The sequence below is a fragment of the Burkholderia sp. 22313 genome (assembly GCF_052045245.1).
GTDB lineage: Bacteria > Pseudomonadota > Gammaproteobacteria > Burkholderiales > Burkholderiaceae > Burkholderia.
Window position 1 is genome coordinate 53,361 of sequence record NZ_JBQEON010000014.1, and the last position, 21,729, is coordinate 75,089.

The 21,729-nt window shown below is 68.0% G+C and carries 20 protein-coding genes and 1 riboswitch; of the genes, 14 read left to right on the top strand and 6 right to left on the bottom strand.

The genetic code is table 11. From position 1 onward, the window contains the following. The first annotated feature begins 65 nt into the window (after positions 1 to 65). Positions 66 to 1,511, top strand: a complete 1,446-nt coding sequence (locus tag ACTJKF_RS13865; RefSeq protein ID WP_440624094.1) for a DEAD/DEAH box helicase — start codon at positions 66 to 68, stop codon at positions 1,509 to 1,511. Here ACTJKF_RS13865 and ACTJKF_RS13870 read toward each other — a convergent pair. The 3 genes from ACTJKF_RS13870 to ACTJKF_RS13880 all read right to left on the bottom strand — a co-directional run bounded on the left by ACTJKF_RS13870 (position 1,505) and on the right by ACTJKF_RS13880 (position 4,936). Continuing rightward, complete coding sequence (locus ACTJKF_RS13870) at positions 1,505 to 2,014, bottom strand: hypothetical protein (RefSeq protein WP_440624095.1); 510 nt, start codon at positions 2,012 to 2,014, stop codon at positions 1,505 to 1,507. The two genes, ACTJKF_RS13865 and ACTJKF_RS13870, sit on opposite strands and share 7 nt — an antisense overlap. A 138-nt stretch (positions 2,015 to 2,152) precedes the next feature. Continuing rightward, complete coding sequence (locus tag ACTJKF_RS13875) at positions 2,153 to 2,980, bottom strand: ferritin-like domain-containing protein (protein ID WP_440624096.1); 828 nt, start codon at positions 2,978 to 2,980, stop codon at positions 2,153 to 2,155. 315 nt (positions 2,981 to 3,295) lie between these two features. Beyond that, positions 3,296 to 4,936: a gamma-glutamyltransferase family protein gene (locus tag ACTJKF_RS13880; protein ID WP_440624097.1), complete on the bottom strand. Its 1,641-nt coding sequence runs from the start codon at positions 4,934 to 4,936 to the stop codon at positions 3,296 to 3,298. Between the two features lie 223 nt (positions 4,937 to 5,159). Here ACTJKF_RS13880 and ACTJKF_RS13885 point away from each other — a divergent pair, with 223 nt between their 5' ends. Together ACTJKF_RS13885 and ACTJKF_RS13890 are read left to right on the top strand one after the other, a co-directional pair. Further along, the gene (locus ACTJKF_RS13885) at positions 5,160 to 5,939 is read left to right on the top strand and encodes a DeoR/GlpR family DNA-binding transcription regulator (protein WP_048025981.1); all 780 of its coding nucleotides are present in this window, start codon (positions 5,160 to 5,162) and stop codon (positions 5,937 to 5,939) included. Positions 5,940 to 6,241: 302 nt separating this feature from the next. Then, positions 6,242 to 6,439, top strand: coding sequence for a hypothetical protein (locus tag ACTJKF_RS13890; protein ID WP_044846784.1), 198 nt, complete (start codon positions 6,242 to 6,244; stop codon positions 6,437 to 6,439). A gap of 97 nt (positions 6,440 to 6,536) precedes the next feature. On the opposite strand, the gene ACTJKF_RS13895 is transcribed toward ACTJKF_RS13890, so the two are convergent. Further along, positions 6,537 to 6,905 (bottom strand): hypothetical protein, encoded by a 369-nt coding sequence (locus ACTJKF_RS13895; RefSeq protein WP_440624098.1) that lies wholly within the window; start codon positions 6,903 to 6,905, stop codon positions 6,537 to 6,539. A gap of 163 nt (positions 6,906 to 7,068) precedes the next feature. Between ACTJKF_RS13895 and glpD the strand changes: the two genes are divergently transcribed. The 4 genes from glpD to ACTJKF_RS13915 all read left to right on the top strand — a co-directional run bounded on the left by glpD (position 7,069) and on the right by ACTJKF_RS13915 (position 11,993). Beyond that, complete coding sequence (gene glpD, locus ACTJKF_RS13900; protein ID WP_440624099.1) at positions 7,069 to 8,592, top strand: glycerol-3-phosphate dehydrogenase; 1,524 nt, start codon at positions 7,069 to 7,071, stop codon at positions 8,590 to 8,592. A gap of 105 nt (positions 8,593 to 8,697) precedes the next feature. Further along, complete coding sequence (gene glpK / locus ACTJKF_RS13905) at positions 8,698 to 10,200, top strand: glycerol kinase GlpK (protein WP_440624100.1); 1,503 nt, start codon at positions 8,698 to 8,700, stop codon at positions 10,198 to 10,200. A gap of 82 nt (positions 10,201 to 10,282) precedes the next feature. Continuing rightward, complete coding sequence (locus ACTJKF_RS13910) at positions 10,283 to 10,999, top strand: MIP/aquaporin family protein (protein ID WP_044846788.1); 717 nt, start codon at positions 10,283 to 10,285, stop codon at positions 10,997 to 10,999. A 307-nt stretch (positions 11,000 to 11,306) separates the two neighbouring features. Further along, a complete protein-coding gene (locus ACTJKF_RS13915; RefSeq protein ID WP_440624101.1) occupies positions 11,307 to 11,993 on the top strand; it encodes an HAD family hydrolase in 687 nt (228 codons plus the stop codon). 90 nt (positions 11,994 to 12,083) lie between these two features. Here ACTJKF_RS13915 and ribB read toward each other — a convergent pair whose 3' ends face one another. Both ribB and ACTJKF_RS13925 read right to left on the bottom strand, forming a co-directional pair. Continuing rightward, positions 12,084 to 12,794, bottom strand: coding sequence for a 3,4-dihydroxy-2-butanone-4-phosphate synthase (ribB, locus tag ACTJKF_RS13920; protein ID WP_440624102.1), 711 nt, complete (start codon positions 12,792 to 12,794; stop codon positions 12,084 to 12,086). 118 nt (positions 12,795 to 12,912) lie between these two features. Further along, a riboswitch (FMN riboswitch) is annotated at positions 12,913 to 13,061 on the bottom strand. Positions 13,062 to 13,249: 188 nt separating this feature from the next. After that, the gene (locus ACTJKF_RS13925) at positions 13,250 to 13,933 is read right to left on the bottom strand and encodes a helix-turn-helix domain-containing protein (RefSeq protein ID WP_440624103.1); all 684 of its coding nucleotides are present in this window, start codon (positions 13,931 to 13,933) and stop codon (positions 13,250 to 13,252) included. Positions 13,934 to 14,477: 544 nt separating this feature from the next. On the opposite strand from ACTJKF_RS13925, the gene miaB reads away from it, so the two are divergent. The 7 genes from miaB (at position 14,478) to lnt (ending at position 21,692) form a co-directional block, all read left to right on the top strand. Next, positions 14,478 to 15,851: a tRNA (N6-isopentenyl adenosine(37)-C2)-methylthiotransferase MiaB gene (miaB, locus tag ACTJKF_RS13930; protein WP_440624104.1), complete on the top strand. Its 1,374-nt coding sequence runs from the start codon at positions 14,478 to 14,480 to the stop codon at positions 15,849 to 15,851. A gap of 33 nt (positions 15,852 to 15,884) precedes the next feature. After that, positions 15,885 to 16,931, top strand: a complete 1,047-nt coding sequence (locus tag ACTJKF_RS13935; protein ID WP_440624105.1) for a PhoH family protein — start codon at positions 15,885 to 15,887, stop codon at positions 16,929 to 16,931. Between the two features lie 166 nt (positions 16,932 to 17,097). Further along, positions 17,098 to 17,874, top strand: a complete 777-nt coding sequence (gene ybeY, locus ACTJKF_RS13940) for an rRNA maturation RNase YbeY (protein WP_440624106.1) — start codon at positions 17,098 to 17,100, stop codon at positions 17,872 to 17,874. A 14-nt stretch (positions 17,875 to 17,888) separates the two neighbouring features. Then, positions 17,889 to 18,521: a gamma-glutamylcyclotransferase gene (locus tag ACTJKF_RS13945; RefSeq protein WP_440624107.1), complete on the top strand. Its 633-nt coding sequence runs from the start codon at positions 17,889 to 17,891 to the stop codon at positions 18,519 to 18,521. Positions 18,522 to 18,588: 67 nt separating this feature from the next. Then, positions 18,589 to 18,738 (top strand): hypothetical protein, encoded by a 150-nt coding sequence (locus tag ACTJKF_RS13950; RefSeq protein ID WP_440624108.1) that lies wholly within the window; start codon positions 18,589 to 18,591, stop codon positions 18,736 to 18,738. A 313-nt stretch (positions 18,739 to 19,051) separates the two neighbouring features. Next, a complete protein-coding gene (locus tag ACTJKF_RS13955) occupies positions 19,052 to 19,939 on the top strand; it encodes an HlyC/CorC family transporter (RefSeq protein ID WP_440624109.1) in 888 nt (295 codons plus the stop codon). 52 nt (positions 19,940 to 19,991) lie between these two features. Continuing rightward, complete coding sequence (gene lnt / locus ACTJKF_RS13960) at positions 19,992 to 21,692, top strand: apolipoprotein N-acyltransferase (protein ID WP_440624110.1); 1,701 nt, start codon at positions 19,992 to 19,994, stop codon at positions 21,690 to 21,692. Positions 21,693 to 21,729: the final 37 nt, after the last annotated feature.

Sequence of the window (21,729 nt, forward strand, 5' to 3'; positions counted from 1 at the left end):
GCGACGCCGTTCCCCGCGCGGGCCGCGCGAGGCGTCGCCAATCATAAAACTCAAGAGTGGTATCTATGTCTTTCGAATCTCTCGGCCTGGCCGAACCGCTCGTCAGGGCGGTCAACGAGCTCGGCTACACGTCGCCGACTCCCATCCAGCAGCAGGCGATCCCCGCCGTCCTCGGCGGTGGCGACCTGCTCGCCGGCGCACAAACGGGCACCGGCAAGACCGCTGGCTTCACGCTGCCGATCCTGCAACGCCTGCACACGTTCTACGCGGAGCAGCGCGGTGCGAAGCGCGCGGTGCGTGCGCTGATCCTCACGCCGACGCGCGAACTCGCCGCCCAGGTCGAGGAAAGCGTGCGCGCGTACAGCAAGTACCTGAAGCTGCGCTCGGCCGTGATGTTCGGCGGCGTCAGCATCAATCCGCAGATCGATGCGCTCAAGCGCGGCGTCGACATCGTCGTCGCGACGCCGGGGCGCCTGCTCGACCACATGCAGCAGAAGACGATCGACCTGTCGAATCTCGACATCCTCGTGCTCGACGAAGCCGACCGGATGCTCGACATGGGCTTCATCCACGACATCAAGCGCGTGCTCGCGAAGCTGCCGCCGCAGCGTCAGAACCTGCTGTTCTCGGCGACCTTCTCCGACGAGATCAAGGCGCTCGCGGACAGCCTGCTCGATTCGCCGGCGCTGATCGAAGTCGCACGCCGCAACACGACCGCGGAAAGCGTTGCGCAGAAGATCCACCCGGTCGATCGCGATCGCAAGCGCGAGCTGCTCACGCACCTGATCCGCGAGCACAACTGGTTCCAGGTGCTCGTGTTCACGCGCACCAAGCACGGCGCGAACCGGCTCGCGGAACAGCTGACGAAGGACGGCATCAGCGCGATGGCGATCCACGGCAACAAGAGCCAGTCGGCCCGTACGCGCGCGCTTGCGGAATTCAAGAACAGCACGCTGCAGGTGCTGGTCGCGACCGACATCGCCGCACGCGGGATCGACATCGACCAGCTGCCGCACGTCGTCAACTTCGACCTGCCGAACGTGCCGGAAGACTATGTGCACCGGATCGGCCGCACGGGCCGTGCCGGCGCGACCGGCGAAGCCGTGTCGCTGGTGTGCGTCGACGAGAAGCAGCTGCTGCGCGACATCGAGCGGCTGATCAAGCGCGAGATTCCGCAGGAAGTGATCGCGGGCTTCGAACCCGATCCGACCGCCAAGCCGGAGCCGATCCAGCAGCGCCGCGGTCAGCAGCCGCGCGGCGGTAGCGGTGGTGGCGGCGGCAATCGCCAGCCGCGTGCCGGCGGCTCAGGCCAGCCGGCCGCGAAGCGCGACGGCAACGCACAGCCGAAGGCCGCGAAGGCGGCCAAGCCGCGCACGGCCGGCGGCGCGAGCGGCAACGCCAACGCCGGCGGTCGTCCGTCCGGCGGCGGCAACGGCGCACGTCCCGCGAACGGCAATGCTGCGCATCCGAACCGCAATCGTTCGTCGCGCAGCGGTCAGCGCGGTCACTGAAGCCGCGCGGCCGCGCGCCGCAGGTGCTCGACCTGGCGCTGCCAGCGTGCGAGCACCTCGGTACGCGCCTCCCCTTCCATCGCAAACGTGACGCCCGTCGCGAGACGCGCATAGCCGACCCGCTGCGCATCGCCATGCGCGATCGTCGCAGCGAAGCCGGCCAGCCCCCCGAAGTCCCCTTCGAGCGGTTCAATCCTCAGTTGTGCTTGAAAAAACGCGCCGTCCGCGACGAGCGTCAACGCGGCCGCACGTCGCTGCGCGAGCGCGCGTGCCGCGCGCGATTGCGGCCATAGCGCGAGCAGCAGCGTGTGCGCATCGCGCGCATGAATCTCGCCGACGCTGAGCAGCGTCGTGCGCAACTGGCCGTTGTCGGCGGCAACGATCAGCGATGCGGCGAAATCGGCATGGCGCTCGAGCGCGGTGCCGTCGAACAGCGCGACGACGGCCGGCGGCCACGCGTCGAACGTCCATTGTTCGAGCGCGTGGCGATGGGAATCGGTCATGATGGCGGCCCTGGCGAAAAGCAGACGATGATGCCGCAGCATACGCGCCGGCGCCTGTTCCCGTTCATGACGGGCTCGGGGCGCCACGAATGCCTCTGTTCCAAACCGGCGAACGTGCCCCTGGCCGCGCGGCGGCGATCAGCGCATGAACACGTGCCGCGTGATCTTCGTCAGCGGATAGTGGACGCTCGGCTGGATCTTCGCGGGCAGGTCGAGCGGCTTGAGCAGCATCTTCACGCACATGTCGGCCGACAGGTTGCGCCGCACGAGCGAACTGATGCGCGCGGCACGCTCGCGGTTGTACTGATTGTCGCCGATGCGATCCGGATAGCGGATCGCGAACACGTGGCGCAGCGCGATCTCGGAATCCTCGTTCTTGATTTCCATCACGCGGCGCATCAGCGCGCCGAGCACCGCGAGCCGGCCGTTGCCTTCGCGCTGGTTGTACTTCTTGAAGAACTTGAAGAAGTGCTTGTAGTGACGCACTTCGTCGGTGCGGATGTTGTCGGTGATTTCCTTCAGCACCGGCTCGTCCGAGCATTCGTTGATCGCGCGATAGAGCGTGGCCGTGCCCGTCTCGACGACGCAGCGTGCGACCATCTCCAGCGCGCGGGTCTTCTCGAACGCCTCGACCGAACACGTCTTCGAATACTCGGCGAAGAAACTCGCGAACGCGGCATCCCAGTCGAACTCGGGCCACACGTGCGCGATGTACGCCTTCAGCGCGCGCCCGTGCTGCAATTCTTCGTGCTCCCACACATTGTTGAGCCACGCGGAGACTTCCGGATCGTCGTTGAAGAACTCGCTCAGGTTGCTCGTGTAGAGATCCGAGCCGCTTTCGATGAACGACGACGCGCACAGCAACAGCAGCAGATCCTCGTTCGCAGCCGCGCGCTGACGATCGATCCGGGTCAGGTCGATGTCCTCGATACGCCACGGCATGACATGCGTCGTTTCAGTAGGCATGGTGGTGCGCTCCCAGTCGTCGCGCGGCCGTCCCGCCCATGCCCTTGGCACAGGCCCGGTGCGCCCGCAGGCGACGTTTTGCTTGCATTTATTCGTGGATTGGTCCGGCCGAACCATGCTGGCATCTTAGCCGGACTTCCATGTTCGTGCTTCAAAGCACTGACCATGCCCGGCACGCGCAGTTCCACCGCGCATGTTGCGGTTCGTTAGATGAGTGCTTCGAACCGATTGCGCACATTCGATGCCATGCGCCACATCAAGCAAAACGGGCGACCGTTCGGCCGCCCGTCGGGGCACCACACTGGAAGCGTTCCGTCAGAAACCGGCCGCCAGCCCGTCGCGGCGGCTGTCGCTCGCGGCCACGTAGCCGCGCTCGGGATCGTCGGGATCGAGGCGCCACACGAACTGCCCCGAACCGAAATCCATGTAAGGATCGTCAATCGACTTGATCGTATGGCCGCGCGCGGCCAGCGCGTCGACCGTCGCGCGATTCATCGTCGCCTCGACGTCGAGCGTGAAGTCGCGATTGACCTTCCAGCGCGGCGCGTCGCACGCGGCCTGCGGCTGCTGCCCGTAGCCGAGCATCCGCACGACGGTCTGCAGGTGGCCCTGCGGCTGCATGTCGCCCCCCATCACCCCGAAGCTCATCACGGCCTCGGTTCGGCCCTCGACTTCCTCGGTGACGAACGCCGGGATGATCGTATGGAATGGCCGCTTGCCGCCCGCGACGACGTTCGGCGACGCCGGGTCCATCGAGAAACCGTGCCCGCGGTTCTGCAGCGCAATGCCCGTGCCGGGCACGACGAGCCCCGAACCGAAGCCCATGTAGTTCGACTGAATGAAGCTCACCATCATCCCGCGCTCGTCCGCCGCCGACAGATAGATCGTGCCGCCCGAAGGCGGGCGGCCGGCAGCGAAATGCGTCGCACGCGTCCGGTCGATCAGTTTCGCGCGTTCCGCGAGATACGCGTCGTCGAGCATCTGCCCGGGCGTCACGTCCATCGCGCGCGGATCGGCGACGTAGCGGTAGACGTCCGCGAACGCGAGCTTCATCGCCTCGATCTGCAGGTGCTGCGAATCGGCCGAATCGACCGGCCATTCGGTCACGCCCGCATGCTCGGCGATCCCGAGCGCGATCAGCGCGGCGATGCCCTGCCCGTTCGGCGGGATCTCGTGAATCGTGTGGCGGCCGAAGCGCTTGCCGATCGGCTCGACCCATTCCGGCCGGTACGCGCGCAGGTCGGCTGCGCTCAGCGCGCCGCCGCCTTCGCGCGCGAACGCCGCGAGCTGCTCGGCGAGCGCGCCCTCGTAGAACGCGCGCGGGCCGTCCTTCGCGAGCGTGCGCAGCGTCTGCGCATGGCCCGGCAGGCACATGCGTTCGCCGACGAGCGGTGCGCGCCCGCGCGGCATGAAGGTGTCCGCGAAGCCCGGCAGATCCTGCAGTTCAGGCACCGCGGCCGCCCACTTGTGCGCAACGATCGGCGACACCGAATAGCCGCGCTCGGCGATCTCGATCGCCGGCTCGAGCAGGTCCGCGAACGGCAGCGAGCCGAACTTCGCGTGCAGCGCTTCCCAGCCCGCGATCACGCCCGGCACCGTGACGGTGTCCCAGCCGCGCGTCGGCTTGTGCGCGATGCCGTGCGCATCCTCGCCGTGGCGCTTGCGGAAATAGTCGGGGTTCCACGCGGCCGGGGCGACGCCCGACGCGTTCAATCCGGACAAGCGCCCGCCGTCCCACACGAGCGCGAACGCATCGCCGCCGAGCCCGCACGACACGGGCTCGACCACCGTGATCGCGGCCGCGGCCGCCAGCGCCGCATCGACGGCATTGCCGCCCTTCCACAGCATCCGCAGCCCGGCCTGCGCGGCGAGCGGGTGCGACGTCGACACGACGTTGCGCGCGAACACCGGGATGCGGGTCGTCGGATACGGGTTGTGCCAGTTGAAGCCAGTCATCGGTTCCACCTCGTCGAAAGCTGAATGAACGCGCCGAACGGACGATCGGCATGCGTGGGCAGTCCGCCATTGCAGCGCGATCCGCGCGATCGCACAAATTCATTTGTCACATGAATCCATGCACTTTACGCATGAATGGCCGGCAACCGTGCGCCGCAGGCCGGTCGAACGCCCTTCGCGCCCTTACAATACCCGCTCCGCTTCACGATCCGACCGCCGAGCCATGACCCGAGATCCCCGCCTCACCCTCAACGCGCGCCAGCAGGAATTGCTCGAATGGGTGCAGCGCGACGGCTTCGTGACCGTCGACGATCTCGCCGCGCACTTCGCGGTCACGCCGCAGACGATCCGCCGCGACGTGAACTGGCTCGCCGACCTGAACCTGCTGCGCCGCTATCACGGCGGCGCGAGCCTGCCGACCAGTTCGGAGAACGTGTCGTACACCGCGCGCCAGCGGATGTTCCACGACGAGAAGCGGCGCATCGCGGCGCTCGCCGCGTCGCACATTCCCGACCAGGCCTCGCTGTTCATCAACCTCGGCACGACGACCGAGGAAGTCGCACGCGCGCTGAACCGCCATCACGGGCTGCACGTGATCACGAACAACCTGAACGTCGCGTCGATGATGAGCGGCTACCCCGACTGCGAAGTGCTGATCACGGGCGGCATCGTGCGACCGTGGGACAAGGGCATTGTCGGCGAACTCGCGATCGACTTCATCCGCCAGTTCAAGGTCGACTACGCGATCATCGGCACGTCGGCGATCGAGGCCGACGGCACGCTGCGCGACTTCGACACGCGCGAGGTGCGGGTGGCCGAGGCGATCATGCAGCATGCGCGCACGGTCTACCTCGTCGCCGACCATTCGAAGGTCGGCCGCCCGGCGCTGGTGCGCCAGGGGCACCTGAGCCAGGTGCACGCGCTCTTCACCGACAAGCCGCTGCCGCCGGAGATGGCCGACGCGGTGGCGGCCGCGGGTACCCAGGTGTACGTCGCGGAATGACGCGTGCGATGCTGCACCGCACCTGAAACTTCAAGTGAAATCAAGAAGTTGGCGCGCCCGCCCAACCGCTTGCAGCATACGTGCCTGTCAAACGGAAAATTAACGGGGCACGATTTGTCGTTGTCCGCGCGCTCGACTAGACTCCAGTTCCCCGGCCCGTTCGCCCGATCCGCCCGTGCCAAGGCGTGTGCGAATCGCAAGGCCGGCGAAGACAGCTTTCCCCCCAAGCCATACCCTGCGGGGTATCGCGCATCGGCGCTTGCGCCGGCCGCGCGGGCAAAACGGTTGCCATGGAGAGAACGATGCTGAGTCCGCATGAATTCGCCACGCTATTGCTCGTGAAGGATGCCCCCGATCACGGCGACATGGATCGAGATGAACTCGACGCGCTGCTCGAGCAGCAGCTCGTCCGCCTGGAAGGGCTGGGATCGGGACGCAAATACTGCGTGACCGAAACGGGCGACGCCGCGTTGCGATCCATCAAATGCCGCTATTCCTGACGTGCCGTAGTTCCCGCTGTTCCTGACCTGAGCGCGCCGGCCGGATTCCCGGCCGCGCCGCCTTCTCCGCTGTTCCGCCTCCTGCAGCTTGCCCGCGTCAGCCGCCGCGCAGCGTCGGATCGACCGCGGCCCGCCAGCTGATCGCCTGCGCGCGTGCGCCGTTGAAATACGCGACCCATCCGGCGCGCGCGGCTGCGTCCGGCGCCGCATAGTGCGTCGAAAGTTCGTTTACGAACGCACAATAGTTCGCTTGCGTCAGCCCGCGATACCGTTTCGCCACGTACGCGTCGTACAGCGTCGAATAGACCGGCTGCGCGTCCGCGCCCCAGTCGCGCGCGGTGCCGCCGCATGACGTCTGCAGGTCGACGAACGACGGTGCACGCCAGTTGCCGGCCAGCGGCGGCGTCCCGGCGCTGCACCCTGCCAGCACGACGGCGCAGGCGCCGGCCCACATCCCAATACGCATGATTCACCTCGCGAAACGGTCGATTCCGCCAGTATCGTCCGGGATCGCGCCGCGCGCTACTGGCCCCGCTTTTTCGAACTTTACTTTTTCGATTTCGTTCGTTAAATTTCGAATTCGAACATTTCATGTTCGCCCATTTCCATCAGACGATAAGGACAGCAGGGTGACCCAACCGAATCGCTACGATCTGCTCGTCGTCGGCGGCGGCATCAACGGCGCGGGCATCGCGCGCGATGCGGCCGGCCGCGGCCTGTCGGTCCTGCTCTGCGAGCAGGACGACCTCGCGTCGCACACGTCGTCGTGCAGCACGAAGCTGATTCACGGCGGCCTGCGCTATCTCGAGTACAACGAATTCGGCCTCGTGCGCAAAGCGCTGCAGGAGCGCGAGACGCTGCTGCGCGCGGCGCCGCACATCATGTGGCCGCTGCGCTTCGTGATGCCGCACATGCCGAACCTGCGGCCGGCCTGGCTGATCCGCATCGGCCTGTTCCTCTACGATCACCTCGCGAAACGCGAACTGCTGCCCGGCTCGCGCGGCATCGACATGCGTCGCCATGCGGCCGGCACGCCGCTGATCGACTCGATCAAGCGCGGCTTCGTGTATTCGGACGGCTGGGTCGACGATGCGCGCCTCGTCGTGCTGAACGCGCTCGACGCGAAGGAGCGCGGCGCCGAGATCCTCACGCGCACGAAGCTCGTGTCGGCGGAGCGTCATGGCGACGAATGGGAGGCGCGGCTGCAACACGCCGACGGCTCGATTCGCGTCGTGCATGCGCGTGCGGTCGCGAACGCGGCCGGCCCGTGGGTCGGCGATGTGCTGCACGGCGCGCTCGGCCGCGGCGCGCATCACAGCGTGCGGCTCGTGAAGGGCAGCCACATCATCACGCGGCGCCTGTTCGAGCACGATCACGCGTACATCTTCCAGAACCCGGACAAGCGGATCATCTTCGCGATTCCGTACGAACACGATTTCACGCTGATCGGCACGACCGACGTCGAATACACGAACGATCCCGCGAAGGTCGCGATCGATCGCGACGAGACGCAATATCTGTGCGAGTCGATCAACCGCTACTTCAAGCGCAAGATCTCGCCGGACGACGTGCACTGGACCTATTCGGGCGTGCGCCCGCTGCTCGAGGACGAAAACGCGGCGAACGCGTCGGCCGTCACGCGCGACTACCGCCTCGAGATGGACGACGGCGCCGGCGCGCCGCTGCTGTCGGTATTCGGCGGCAAGATCACGACCTTCCGCAAGCTCGCGGAAGAAGCCGGCGACCTGCTGTGCCGCGCGCTCGGCCGCGACGCGACAACCTGGACGGCCGGCGCGCCGCTACCGGGCGGCGACATCGCGAACGCGAAGTTCGACGTGTTCGCCGCGGCGTTCGCGAAACGCCATCCGTGGCTGCCCGCCGCGCTCGCTCGCCGCTATGCGCGTGCGTACGGCACGCGTGCGGAACGCGTGGTCGACGGCGCGACGTCGCTCGCCGACCTCGGCACCGAGATCGCGCCGGGCATCCACGACGCCGAACTGCGCTACCTGCGCGACGCCGAATGGGCGACCTGCGCGCAGGACGTGCTGTGGCGCCGCTCGAAGCTCGGCCTGCACGTCACGCCGGGCACGCTCGACGCGGTGACGGCCGCGGTCGACGCATGGTTCGCCGCCGCGCACGCGCCGCACGCGTGATCCGTTTGCAGTTGCAGTTGCCTGACCGACGTTGATTCACCGACGCGCCGCGCAACATGCGGTGTGCATCACAACTACGCCAATCCACGGATGGAGATGAGAGACATGCAGGATCAGTACATCCTCGCGCTTGACCAGGGCACGACGAGCTCCCGCGCGATGCTGTTCGATCGCCAGGGCAACATCGTATCGATCGCCCAGAAGGAATTCGAACAGATCTACCCGCAACCCGGCTGGGTCGAGCACGACCCGCAGGAAATCTGGTCGACGCAAGCGGGCGTCGCCGCCGAAGCGGTCACGCGCACCGGCCTGAACGGCACGTCGATCGCCGCGATCGGCATCACCAACCAGCGCGAGACGACGATCGTCTGGGACCGCGAGACGGGTCAGCCCGTGTACAACGCGATCGTGTGGCAGGACCGCCGCACCGCCGACTTCTGCGACTCGCTGAAGCAGCAGGGTCTCGAAGCCAAGGTGCGCGCGAAGACCGGCCTGCCGATCGACTCGTACTTCTCCGCGACCAAGATCCGCTGGATCCTCGACAACGTGCCGGGCGCGCGCGACAAGGCGCGCCAGGGCAAGCTCGCGTTCGGCACCGTCGACAGCTGGCTCGTGTGGAACTTCACGAAGCACGAACTGCACGTGACCGACGTGACGAACGCGTCGCGCACGATGCTGTTCAACATCCACACGCGCGAGTGGGACAGCGAACTGCTCGAACTGCTCGACATCCCGCGCAGCATGCTGCCGGAAGTCAAGGCGTCGTCGGAAATCTACGGCCACACGAAGACCACCGTGTTCGCGTCGAAGATCCCGCTCGCGGGCATCGCCGGCGACCAGCACGCGGCCCTGTTCGGCCAGATGTGCACGACGTCGGGCATGGTGAAGAACACCTACGGCACCGGCTGCTTCCTGATGATGAACACCGGCGACAAGCCGATCGAGTCGAAGAACAACCTCGTCACGACGATCGCGTGGCAGATCGGCGACGACGTGCAATACGCGCTCGAAGGCAGCATCTTCATCGCGGGCGCGGTCGTGCAGTGGCTGCGCGACGGCGTGGGCATCATCAAGACGGCCGCCGAGATCGAAGCGCTCGCCGCGAGCGTGCCGCATACCGACGGCGTCTATCTCGTGCCGGCGTTCGCGGGCCTCGGCGCGCCGCACTGGAATGCACGGGCACGCGGTTCGGTGTTCGGCGTCACGCGCGGCACGACGTCCGCGCACCTCGCGCGCGCGGCACTCGATGCGATCGCCTATCAGTCGCTCGACGTGCTGGCCGCGATGGAAGCCGACTCGGGCATCAGCATCGGCGAGCTGCGCGTCGACGGCGGCGCGAGCGCGAACAACCTGCTGATGCAGTTCCAGGCCGACCTGCTCGGCGTCGACGCGGTGCGTCCGCAGATCACCGAGACGACCGCGCTCGGCGCGGCCTACCTCGCGGGCCTCGCGATCGGCTACTGGAAGAACCTCGACGAAGTGCGCAGCCAGTGGCAGCTCGATCGCCGCTTCTCGCCGTCGATGCCGAAGGAGCAGGTCGAGCGCTGCATGGCCGGCTGGCAGCGCGCGGTGCGCGCCGCGAAGGCGTGGGCCGACGACGCGCAGTAACGACACGACACTCGAACGACATACAACAACACCGGCGGACCGCGCAGCGCGCGAGTCCGCCGCGACCTACGAGAGACAAATCATGTCACCTTATATTGCAGAATTCATCGGCACCGCGATCCTCGTGCTGCTCGGCAACGGCGCGGTCGCCAACGTGCTGCTTGCGAAGACCAAGGGCAAAGGCGCGGACCTGATCGTGATCGTGATGGGCTGGGCGATGGCGGTATTCGTCGCCGTCTACGTGACCGCGTCGTTCAGCGGTGCGCACCTGAACCCGATCGTGACGATCAGCCTCGCGCTCGCGGGCAAGTTCGCATGGTCGAAGGTCGGCGGCTACATCCTCGCGCAGATGCTCGGCGGGATGGCAGGCGCGTTGCTCGTGTGGCTCGCGTATCGCCAGCACTTCGCGAAGGAAGTCGACGCGGACCTGAAGCTCGCGGTGTTCTGCACGGCGCCCGCGATCCGCAGCACCACCCACAACGTGTTGACCGAAGCCATCTGCACGTTCGTGCTGATCCTCGGCGTGCTGTACCTCGCGTCGCCGCAAGTCGGCCTCGGCGCGCTCGACGCGCTGCCGGTCGGCCTGCTCGTGCTCGGCATCGGCATCTCGCTCGGCGGCCCGACCGGCTATGCGATGAGCCCGGCGCGCGACCTGTCGCCGCGCCTGATGCACGCGCTGCTGCCGATCCCCGGCAAGCGCGACAGCGACTGGCGCTATGCGTGGGTGCCGGTGATCGGCCCGCTGCTCGGCGGCGCCGCGGCGGCCGGCCTGTATCTGCGCCTGCACGCGATGGCCTGAGCGCGGTTTCATGCGCGCGCGGCAGTGAATGCCGCGCGCGTGTCACAGCCTGCGGCTTCTTCCCCGCCGTTGCCTGTTGCTGTCGTCCCGCTTCGCCGAAGCACCGCTTCGCCGGCACCGCTTCTCGGGCACCGTGCCCCGCCGCCAGCGAGCGCCTGCGGTCGACACCGGCCGTGCCGCCGCCGTCACGCAATCACCGGCGCCCACCCGCCAGGCCGGGTCGGGCGGGCGGCGCGCGGCGCGCCAGCGAAAGCACGTATCATGGCGACACGATCGGCGTCGCCGACACCCCCGCCTTTTCACCACCATGCTCGATCACCTTATCTGCGACTGCGACGGCGTACTCGTCGACAGCGAAGTCATTGCCGACCGCGTGCTGTTCGAAACGCTGTCCGCCACCTTCCCGCACCTCGATTTCGCCGACGCCGCGAAGTCCGCCTTCGGCCAGCAGACGTCGCGCTTTCTCGCCGGGCTCGAAGCGCATTTCGGGATCCGGATGCCCGAGAACTTCATCGATACCATCGAGCACAACATCGAGGCCGGTCTCGCGCAATCGCTCGCGCCGATCACCGGCGTGCGCGACGCGTTGCTGAAGGTCGGCCTGCCGGCCGCGGTGGTGTCGAACAGCCGGCTCGTGCGCGTGCGCAGCTCGCTGAAGCGCGCATCGCTCACCGAAATCTTCGGCGACCGCGTGTTCAGCTCCGAGCAGGTCGCGCGACCGAAGCCCTACCCCGACGTCTACCTGCACGCAGCGCACACGCTCGGCGTCGCGCCGGAACGCTGCATCGTCGTCGAGGACAGCGTGTCGGGCCTGAACGCGGCGCGCGCGGCGGGCATGAAGACGATCGCGTTCGTCGGCGCGAGCCACATCCCCGACAACTACGCGGACGCGCTACGCGCGATGGGCATCACGCGGATCATGCGGAAGATGGATGAACTGCCGGCGCTCGTCGCGGCCGGCTTGCGCGGCGAATTCGGCGACGTGCAGTCCTGACGGACGGCCGCACCGAATCGAAGTGAATGGCGTGCGCCCTGATGCGCACGCCGTACCGCGGGCGCACCGGTGTGCCCGCCATTCAGGCAGTCAGGCGGGTTCGCAGCAGCGCTCGCGCGCGGCCGCCAGCGCCTCGCGGAATTCGACGAGTTCCGCGATCGTCAGCATCGGCAGCCCGTGCTGCCGCGCGAAGCGCTCGACGTCGTCGCCGCGCGTCATCGTACCGTCCGGATTCATCAATTCACACAGCACGCCGGCCGGCTTCAGGCCCGCGAGGATCGACAGGTCGACCGTCCCTTCCGTGTGACCGCGACGCGCCAGCACGCCGCCCGGTTGTGCGCGCAGCGGAAACACGTGGCCGGGGCGCACGATGTCGTACGGCTGCGCATCGTCGGCAATCGCCGCGCGGATCGTCGTCACGCGGTCGGCCGCGGACACGCCGGTATGCACGCCCTCGCGCGCTTCGATCGACACGGTGAACGCCGTGCCGTTGCGGCTTTCGTTGGTCTGCACCATCGGTGGCAGTTCGAGCGCGCGCACCTTGTCGTCGGTCAGGCACAGGCACACGATGCCGCTGCACTCGCGGATCAGCAGCGCCATCGTCTCGGGCGTGATGCGCTCGGCGGCAACGATCAGGTCGGCCTCGTTTTCACGGTCATGGTCGTCCTGCAACACGACCGCGCGGCCCGCGCGCAACGCGTCGAGCGCGGCGGCGATGCGCGGCGGCACCGGTTCGGAATCCAGCAACGGGAGATCGGCAAAGGCGTCGGCGGGTGCCGACGAAACAGGCTTGAAGGACATGTGAAACGCTCCTCGCAATTACGATTTGGGCGAAAAACGTTCCAGGGCATTGCAAACAGACAGAACGACAACCCGCTTCGCACGCATGGCAAAGCGGCCCTGACGGACATGACTATCTGCACATCTTCTCTCATCCGGACTATGACCGTCGGCTCTGGCATTCGACCAGATCTGCTGACCCCGCGCGGATGCGCGGGCGCTCGCGGGCTCGCCGGCTTTCGCCAGCCTACCGCCGGTGGGGAATTTCACCCCGCCCTGAAGACGCACTGATTGCCGGCCGGGGATCTGCCCCAGGACCAGCGGGCCAAGCATACATCAGCTGCGCGCACGACGCAGCGAACCACACCTAAAACCTTACCGACGACTCCGTCTGACGGCATCGTCCGAACGGCCGACGCCGGGCCTGCGCCCCCCGTCCCGAGAGAACCGGCGCTGGCCGGGCAAGCCGTGCACGCTCAGCCGGCCGCGTGCGCTGTGTCGGGCACGCGCCAGCGCGGCGGCACTTCGGGGCTCACCGTCACGCGGAACGCGCGCGCCTCGCTGTCGCCCGGGTTGCGCAGGCTGTACGGCTGGTCGGCGTCGAACACGATCGCGTCGCCGGTCGCGAGCAACTGGCGGCGCTCGTGCACGCAGACTTCGAGCGTGCCCTCGCTGACCACCAGGTTGACGGTCGTGCCGGGCGCGCGGCGCGTGCCTTGCTCCGTATGCAGCGGCGCGATCCGCAGCTCGTGGAATTCGGCCGCGGCCGGCTCACCTTCCGGATACAGCGCACGCGCCGAGAAACGGCCGTTCGAGCTGACGACGCGCGCCGCGCGTTCGGCCGCCAGATGCTCGAACCCGTTCACCGCGTGGCGGCGCAGGAAGGCGGCGACCGACACCTTCAGCGCCGCGGCGATCTTGCAGAGCACCTTGATCGACGGCACGCTGCGCGCCGATTCGATCTGCGCGAGCATTGCGCGCGATACGCCGGACAGCCGCGCGAGCGCATCGAGCGATAGTTGCCGCTCGGCGCGCAGGCGCGCGAGGTTCACGCCGACGACCTGCTCGAGGACGTCGAGCGACGCGGACGCCCGCGCGTCGGCGGCATTGCCGGACTCGAAGGAAGACACGTCGCGCACCAGCGCCAGGGGTGAAGACATAGCATGGCCTCCGGGCCGCCGTGCGGCCCTGCGAATGGGGTAAGCCGGAATCGGGTTGCGCCGCGAATGGCGCATATCGAGACGCTATCACCCGGCCCTGCCCCGGCAAACGAAGTTATCTTCACACCGTTATCAGCATCGCGGAGGAATGTGTTTCCCGCGAACCTTTGCCTGTCGCCATGGCGACGGCACGCCGGCGCGTGCGGCTCGACTTCCTCGTCGAACGCGTCGCACGCGAAGAAGCGGCGCTCGATGCGCGCGACGACCCGCTGAACGCGGGCCGTGACGGCTGCCGCACCGCCCTTTCGGGGTCGGAATCCCGTGCAGGGCGTCGCGCGCGTGCAACCCGTCGCCCGCCCGGGGCAGCGCGTAAAGCTATAATGGAAGGCTTTCCCGACGGCTTTTTCACGCGCTCGCGACTCGCTCGCACGTCGCGCGCTGCGCGCCCCGGTCCGCCATACGACACCGGCAGGCACCGGCAGCAGCCGTCCCGATTCACCCTTGACGACGCCCCCAGGTCAACCACTGCGAACGGCGAATCCCCATGACCAAGAAAGTTTACGTAAAGACCTTTGGCTGCCAGATGAACGAGTACGACTCGGACAAGATGGTGGACGTGCTCAATGCCGCCGAAGGCCTCGAAAAGACCGATACCCCGGAAGACGCGGACATCATCCTGTTCAACACGTGCTCGGTGCGTGAAAAGGCGCAGGAAAAGGTGTTCTCCGACCTCGGCCGCGTGCGCGAGCTGAAGGAAGCGAAGCCGGGCCTGCTGATCGGCGTCGGCGGCTGCGTCGCCAGCCAGGAAGGCGCGTCGATCGTGTCGCGCGCGCCGTACGTCGACCTCGTGTTCGGCCCGCAGACGCTGCACCGCCTGCCGCAAATGATCGACGCGCGCCGCGAGAGCGGCCGTGCGCAGGTCGACATCACGTTCCCGGAGATCGAGAAGTTCGACCACCTGCCGCCCGCGCGCGTCGAGGGGCCGAGCGCGTTCGTGTCGATCATGGAAGGCTGTTCGAAGTACTGCAGCTACTGCGTCGTGCCGTACACGCGCGGCGATGAAGTGTCGCGCCCGCTCGACGACGTGCTGACCGAAGTGGCCGGCCTGGCCGACCAGGGCGTGCGCGAAGTCACGCTGCTCGGCCAGAACGTGAACGCGTACCGCGGCGCGCTGACGGCCGGGTCGACCGACATCGCCGATTTCGCGACGCTGATCGAATACGTCGCCGACATCCCCGGCATCGAGCGGATCCGCTACACGACGTCGCATCCGAAGGAATTCACGCAGCGCCTGATCGACACCTATGCGAAGGTGCCGAAGCTCGTGAGCCACCTGCACCTGCCGGTCCAGCACGGCTCCGACCGGATCCTGATGGCGATGAAGCGCGGCTACACGGTGCTCGAATACAAGTCGGTGATCCGCAAGCTGCGCGCGATCCGCCCGGACCTGTCGCTGTCGACCGACATGATCGTCGGCTTCCCCGGCGAGACCGAGGACGATTTCGACAAGATGATGGCGCTCGTGCACGAGATGAGCTACGACACCAGCTTCTCGTTCATCTACAGCCCGCGCCCCGGCACGCCGGCCGCGAACCTGCACGACGACACGCCGCGCGACGTGAAGCTCAAGCGCCTGCAACATCTGCAGGCGACCATCGAGGAAAACGTCGCGCGCATCAGCCAGTCGATGGTCGGGAAGGTCGAGCGGATCCTCGTCGAGGGCCCGTCGCGCAAGGATCCGAACGAACTGTCGGGCCGCACCGAGAACAACCGGGTCGTGAATTTCCCGGCGCCGCTCGCGTCGCACCCGCGCCTGATCGGCCAGATGATCGACGTGAAGATCAACCATGCGTATCCGCATTCGCTGCGCGGCGAGCTGCTGCTCGTCAGCGACGACGCGAGCGCGGCCACCCACTGACCGATTGACGCTCAACAGGAGCCCGACGCTACTTTGAAGACCGTCCAAGCACTGGAATTCACCGCGCCGCGCGACGACAACGCGCGCCTCGCCAACCTCTGCGGCCCGCTCGACGAGAACCTGCGGCAGATCGAACAGGCGCTCGACGTCACGCTCGCACGGCGCGGCCACCGGATCACGATCCGCGGGCGCGGCGCGAAGCTCGCGCTCGCCGCACTCGAGAACTTCTACAACCGTGCGCGCGATCCGCTGTCGGTCGACGATATCCAGCTCGCGCTGGTCGAAGTGCGTCACACCACCGGCAACGGCCGCCAGGACACGATCGACGTGCGCTTTCGGGGCGATCCCGACCATCCGTTCGACGAACCGGCCGTGCAGCTCGACGACGCCGGGCCCGACGAGGAGCCGGCGCCGAAGCTCTACACGCGGCGCGCCGACCTGCGCGGCCGCACGCCCGCGCAGCGCGAATACCTGAAGCAGATCCTGTCGCACGACGTGACCTTCGGCATCGGGCCGGCCGGCACCGGCAAGACCTACCTCGCGGTCGCGTGCGCGGTCGACGCGCTCGAGCGCGATCAGGTCAAGCGGATCGTGCTGACGCGCCCGGCCGTCGAGGCCGGCGAGCGGCTCGGCTTCCTGCCGGGCGATCTCGCGCAGAAGGTCGACCCGTACCTGCGGCCGCTGTACGACGCGCTGTACGACCTGCTCGGCTTCGACAAGACCGCGAAGATGTTCGAGCGCCAGATGATCGAGATCGCGCCGCTCGCGTACATGCGCGGCCGCACGCTGAACCACGCGTTCATCATTCTCGACGAGGCGCAGAACACGACGCCCGAGCAGATGAAGATGTTCCTCACGCGGATCGGCTTCGGCTCGAAGGCGGTCGTCACCGGCGACACGAGCCAGGTCGACCTGCCGCGCGGACACAAGAGCGGCCTCGTCGAGGCGCAGCAGGTGCTCGGCGGCGTGCGCGGCATCGCGCTCACGCGCTTCACGAGCGCGGACGTCGTGCGCCATCCGCTCGTCGCGCGCATCGTCGAGGCGTACGACGACTTCCACGCGCAGCACAAGGACGCCTGAACGAGCACGTGTGACCGGACCGCGGCGCCTGCGCACCGCCCCGGCCACCGGCCCGGCCCGCCCGACGGCGCGCCGGGCTTTTTTTCGCCCGCGCGCGGCCGGTCCGAATTCGGGAGCGATCGGCCGTTTGGTGTATCCTCGACGCGTTCCAATCGCCGCACCCGTCATGAAATCCTCCCATTCTCGCAAGTCCGGTCGCGCTCAGTCTGCCGCGCCCGAATCTCCCCGTCTTTCGCTGTTCGACGCGAAGGGCAAGGCCCGGACCGTCAATGCGCAAGGGCTGCGAATCGACTTCCCGGACGGCCGCAGCCTGATGTTCGACCTGTCGGGCAGTTCGGGCGAGGCGGCCGTCGCGATCGTCGCGCAGCACAACGATCCGGCGATGCGCGCGAAGCTCGCGCTGCAGCCCGAGCACTACGATAGCGTGACGCTGCACGTCGGCGCCGAACCCGCGCCGCGCGACGAGGAAATGGCAGAAGGGCTGCGCGAACTGGAGCTCGACCTGTCCGTGCAGTATGGCGACGAAATCACCGGCGACGTCCGCAAGGCGCTCCCCAAGCGCAAGCTGATCGCCGAATGGCTCGAACCGGCGCTGTTCGCGAGCGCGCAGCTCACCGTTCGCTTCGTCGGCGAGGAAGAAGGCCGCACGCTGAACGGCGGCTACCGCCACAAGGACTACCCGACCAACGTACTGACCTTCGCGTACGATCCGGCCCCCGACGGCTCCGTGATCGGCGACCTCGTGCTGTGCTGCCCGGTCGTCGAGAAGGAAGCCCACGAACAGGGCAAGCCGCTCGCGGCCCACTATGCGCACCTGCTGGTGCACGGCGCGCTGCACGCGCAGGGCTACGATCACGAGACGAGCGACGAGGACGCCGCCGAAATGGAAGCGCTCGAAGTCGACATCCTCGCGAAGCTGGGTTTCCCGAACCCGTACCAGTAAACGCCGTCCGCACCATGCACCACCCCGCGATGCTGCCGCCCGCCTACCCGCCATCGATCGGCGAGGGGCGGCTGCTGACGGAAGACGAGCTCGCGGCGTCGCTCGCGCACACGATGCGCGACTGGGACGGCCGGCAGGATCTCTGGCTGTTCGGCTATGGCTCGCTGATCTGGAACCCCGGGCTGCCGACCGTCGCCGCCGTGCGCGGCAAGGTGCACGGCTATCACCGCGGGCTGTACCTGTGGTCGCGCGTGAACCGCGGCACCCCCGAACGTCCGGGCCTCGTGCTCGCGCTCGATCGCGGCGGCTCGTGTTCGGGCATCGCGTTCCGGCTCGCGGGCCCGACCGCGCAGCCGCATCTCGAGACGTTGTGGAAACGCGAGATGCCGATGGGCTCGTACCGGCCCGCGTGGCTGCCGTGCTCGCTCGAATCCGGCGAACGCGTGAACGCGCTGGCATTCGTGATGCGCCGCGACGTGCCCACTTACACCGGCAAGCTGACCGACCCCGTCGTGAAGGAAGTGTTCAGCTGCGCGGCCGGCCGCTACGGCACGACGCTCGACTACGTGAGCCGCACCGTGGACGCGCTGCGCGCGAGCGGCATCCCCGACCGCGCGCTGGAAGGGCTGCTCGCGCGATGCCGGTGACGCCGGCCGGCTTGCGCCGTGACGGGCGCCGTGCCCGTGCTCGCGCCTTCAAAGGAGAGCCTCCCCCATGAAACCGTCACGCAGATCGCGCTGCGCGCTGGCCGCGCTGCTCGTCGCCGCGAGCGTCGCGTTGTCTGGCTGCGGCCTCTTCGGCTGCGGCGGCGCCGCGACCAATGGCGCGGCCGCCGGCGGCTGTTCCGCCGGCATGCGCTTCTGAATTTCCGGGCGTCGGGCGTCGGGCTTCCGGGCTTCCGGGCTTCCGGGCTTCCGGGCTTCCGGCGTCCAGTGTCCGCCCGGCGCGCGACGAAATGCCGCCGCTGTCGGCCGACCTGCCGGCCCCGTCCCGCCCCGGCTTTTTTGCCGCCGCTGCCCCGCCGCCCCTTTCTGAGATAGGATGGATACAAAGGACGGCGCCGCGCGCGTCGCGTGCCCTCGGCCGGACGGCCGGTGTGACACGGCCGCGCCATGCCCTTGGTGTATCCTTGCCTACTCCGTGACCGCGCGCCCCGGCATGACCCGGGCGCACCACCATGAACGATTCGTATCCCAGTCGTAAGCTAACCGACAAACCGCAAGAAAAGCGCTCGCTGCTCGAGCGCCTGACCGACTTCATCTCGCCCGAGCCGGAATCCCGGACGGAGCTGCTGGAAATCCTCCAGGACGCCCACGAACGCAACCTGATCGACGCCGATTCGCTGTCGATGATCGAAGGCGTGTTCCAGGTATCCGACCTGTGTGCGCGCGACATCATGGTGCCGCGCGCGCAGATGGACGCGATCAACATCGCCGACAAGCCTGAAGACTTCATCCCGTACGTCCTCGATAAGGCGCACTCGCGCTACCCCGTCTACGAGGAGAACCGCGACAACGTCATCGGCGTGCTGCTCGCGAAAGACCTGCTGCGCTTCTATGCCGAAGAGGAATTCGACGTGCGCGGGATGCTGCGCCCGGCCGTGTTCATTCCCGAATCGAAGCGCCTGAACGTGCTGCTGCACGACTTCCGCGTGAACCGCAACCACCTCGCGATCGTCGTCGACGAATACGGCGGCGTCGCGGGCCTGATCACGATCGAGGACGTGCTCGAGCAGATCGTCGGCGACATCGAGGACGAATACGACTTCGACGAGGAAGCCGGCAACATCATCTCGGGGCCGGATGGCCGTTACCGCGTGCGCGCGCTGACCGAGATCGAACAGTTCAACGAGACGTTCGGCACCGATTTCCCCGACGACGAGGTCGACACGATCGGCGGCCTGATCACCCATCACTTCGGCCGCGTGCCGCACCGCGGCGAGAAGCTGCAGCTCGGCAACCTCGTGTTCGAGATCCAGCGCGGCGATGCGCGCCAGGTCCACGTGCTGCTGGTGCGCCGCAACCCGCTCGCGAGCCGCCGCGCCGAAACCTCGCACGAGGACTGACGGCCTCGCGCCGGCCGCGTCTCCTTCAACCGCTCGCCCTCCTTCGCTTCACATGGACGATCCGATCCCGTCCCGCCCGGCTGGCGGTCTTCTCGCGCCGGCGCCCGGCCACGCGCTGCCGCGCTGGCACTATCCGGCCGCGCTGCTCGCCGGCGCGGCCAATACGCTCAGCTTCGCACCCACGCCGCACGGCGGCTGGCTGCAGCTCGTCGTATTCGTCTGGTTTTTCGCGCAGCTGACGCGCACGTCGAGCTGGCGCGGCGCCGCGCTCACCGGCGGCGCGTTCGGCTTCGGCAACTTCATCAGCGGCATCTGGTGGCTCTACATCAGCATGCACGTGTACGGCGAGATGGCCGCGCCGCTCGCGGGCGCCGCGCTGGTGCTGTTCGCGCTGTACCTGTCGCTGTATCCGGCGTTCTCGGCCGGGCTGTGGTCGTTCTGTGCGGGCCATGCGTGGCATCGCCGCGAACCCGATCCGCGGCCCTTCTCGCCGACCTGGCACGGCGCGTTCGCGTTCGCGAGCGCATGGGCGCTCGGCGAATGGCTGCGCGGCACCGTATTCACCGGCTTCCCGTGGCTCGCGAGCGGCTATCCGCAGGTCGACGGCCCGTTCGCGGGCTTCGCGCCGGTCGCCGGCGTGTACGGGATCGCGTGGGTGCTCGCGTTGTTCGCCGCGCTGGTCGTGCAGGCGCTCGCCGCCGCGCGGCGCTCGCCTGCGGATGAACGCGCCGGCGGCAACGCGCGCGTGCCGGGGATCCGCATCGCCGCGCCGGCCGCCATCGCCATCGCGCTCGTCGCGGCCGGCATCGGGCTGTCGCAGGCCAGCTGGACGGTGCCCGCGAACGCGCCGCTGACGGTGCGGCTGCTGCAGGGCAACGTGAAGCAGGACATCAAGTTCGAGGAAGCGGGCATCGACGCGGCGATCAAGATGTACCAGCAGATGATCGTCGAGAAGCCGGCCGACCTGATCGTCACGCCGGAAACCGCGATCGCGGTGATGATCCAGGAGCTGCCCGAGCCGTTCGCCGTCGCGATCCGCAAGTTCAGCGACACGACGGGCTCGGCCGTGCTGTTCGGCGCGGTCGGCGCATCGGTGACGCCGGACGGCCATTACGTCGACTACACGAACAGCCTGTACGGCGTGACGCCGCACTCGCGCGACATCTATCACTACGACAAGCACCATCTCGTGCCCTTCGGCGAATTCATTCCATGGGGCTTCCGGTGGTTCGTCGACCTGATGAAGATGCCGCTCGGCGACTTCGCGCGCGGCGCGCCGGTGCAGAAACCGTTCCTCGTGCACAACCAGCCGGTGATGGCCGACATCTGCTACGAGGACTTGTTCGGCGAGGAAATCGCCGCGACGATCCGCGACAATCCGCAGCCGCCCGGCGTGCTCGTCAACGTGACGAATCTCGCGTGGTTCGGCGACACGATCGCACTCGACCAGCACCTGCAGATCGCACGGATGCGCGCGCTCGAAACGGGCCGGCCGATGCTGCGCTCGACCAACACCGGGATGACGGCCGCGATCGACGCGCACGGCCGCGTGCTCGGCCAGCTGAAGCCGTTCACGATCGGCTCGCTCGACGTGCGGATCGAAGGCACGAGCGGCTTCACGCCGTACGTGACGAGCGGCAACAACATCGTGCTGGCGGTGTCGCTGGTGCTGCTCGCGTTCGGCTTCACGTTCGGGCCGGGCCTGCGCCGCCGTCGCAACGGCGCGAAGGCCGGCAACGACCGGAACGTGTAATGCATCGTGCGGCCGCGGCGCGCTGCGCGGCGGCCGC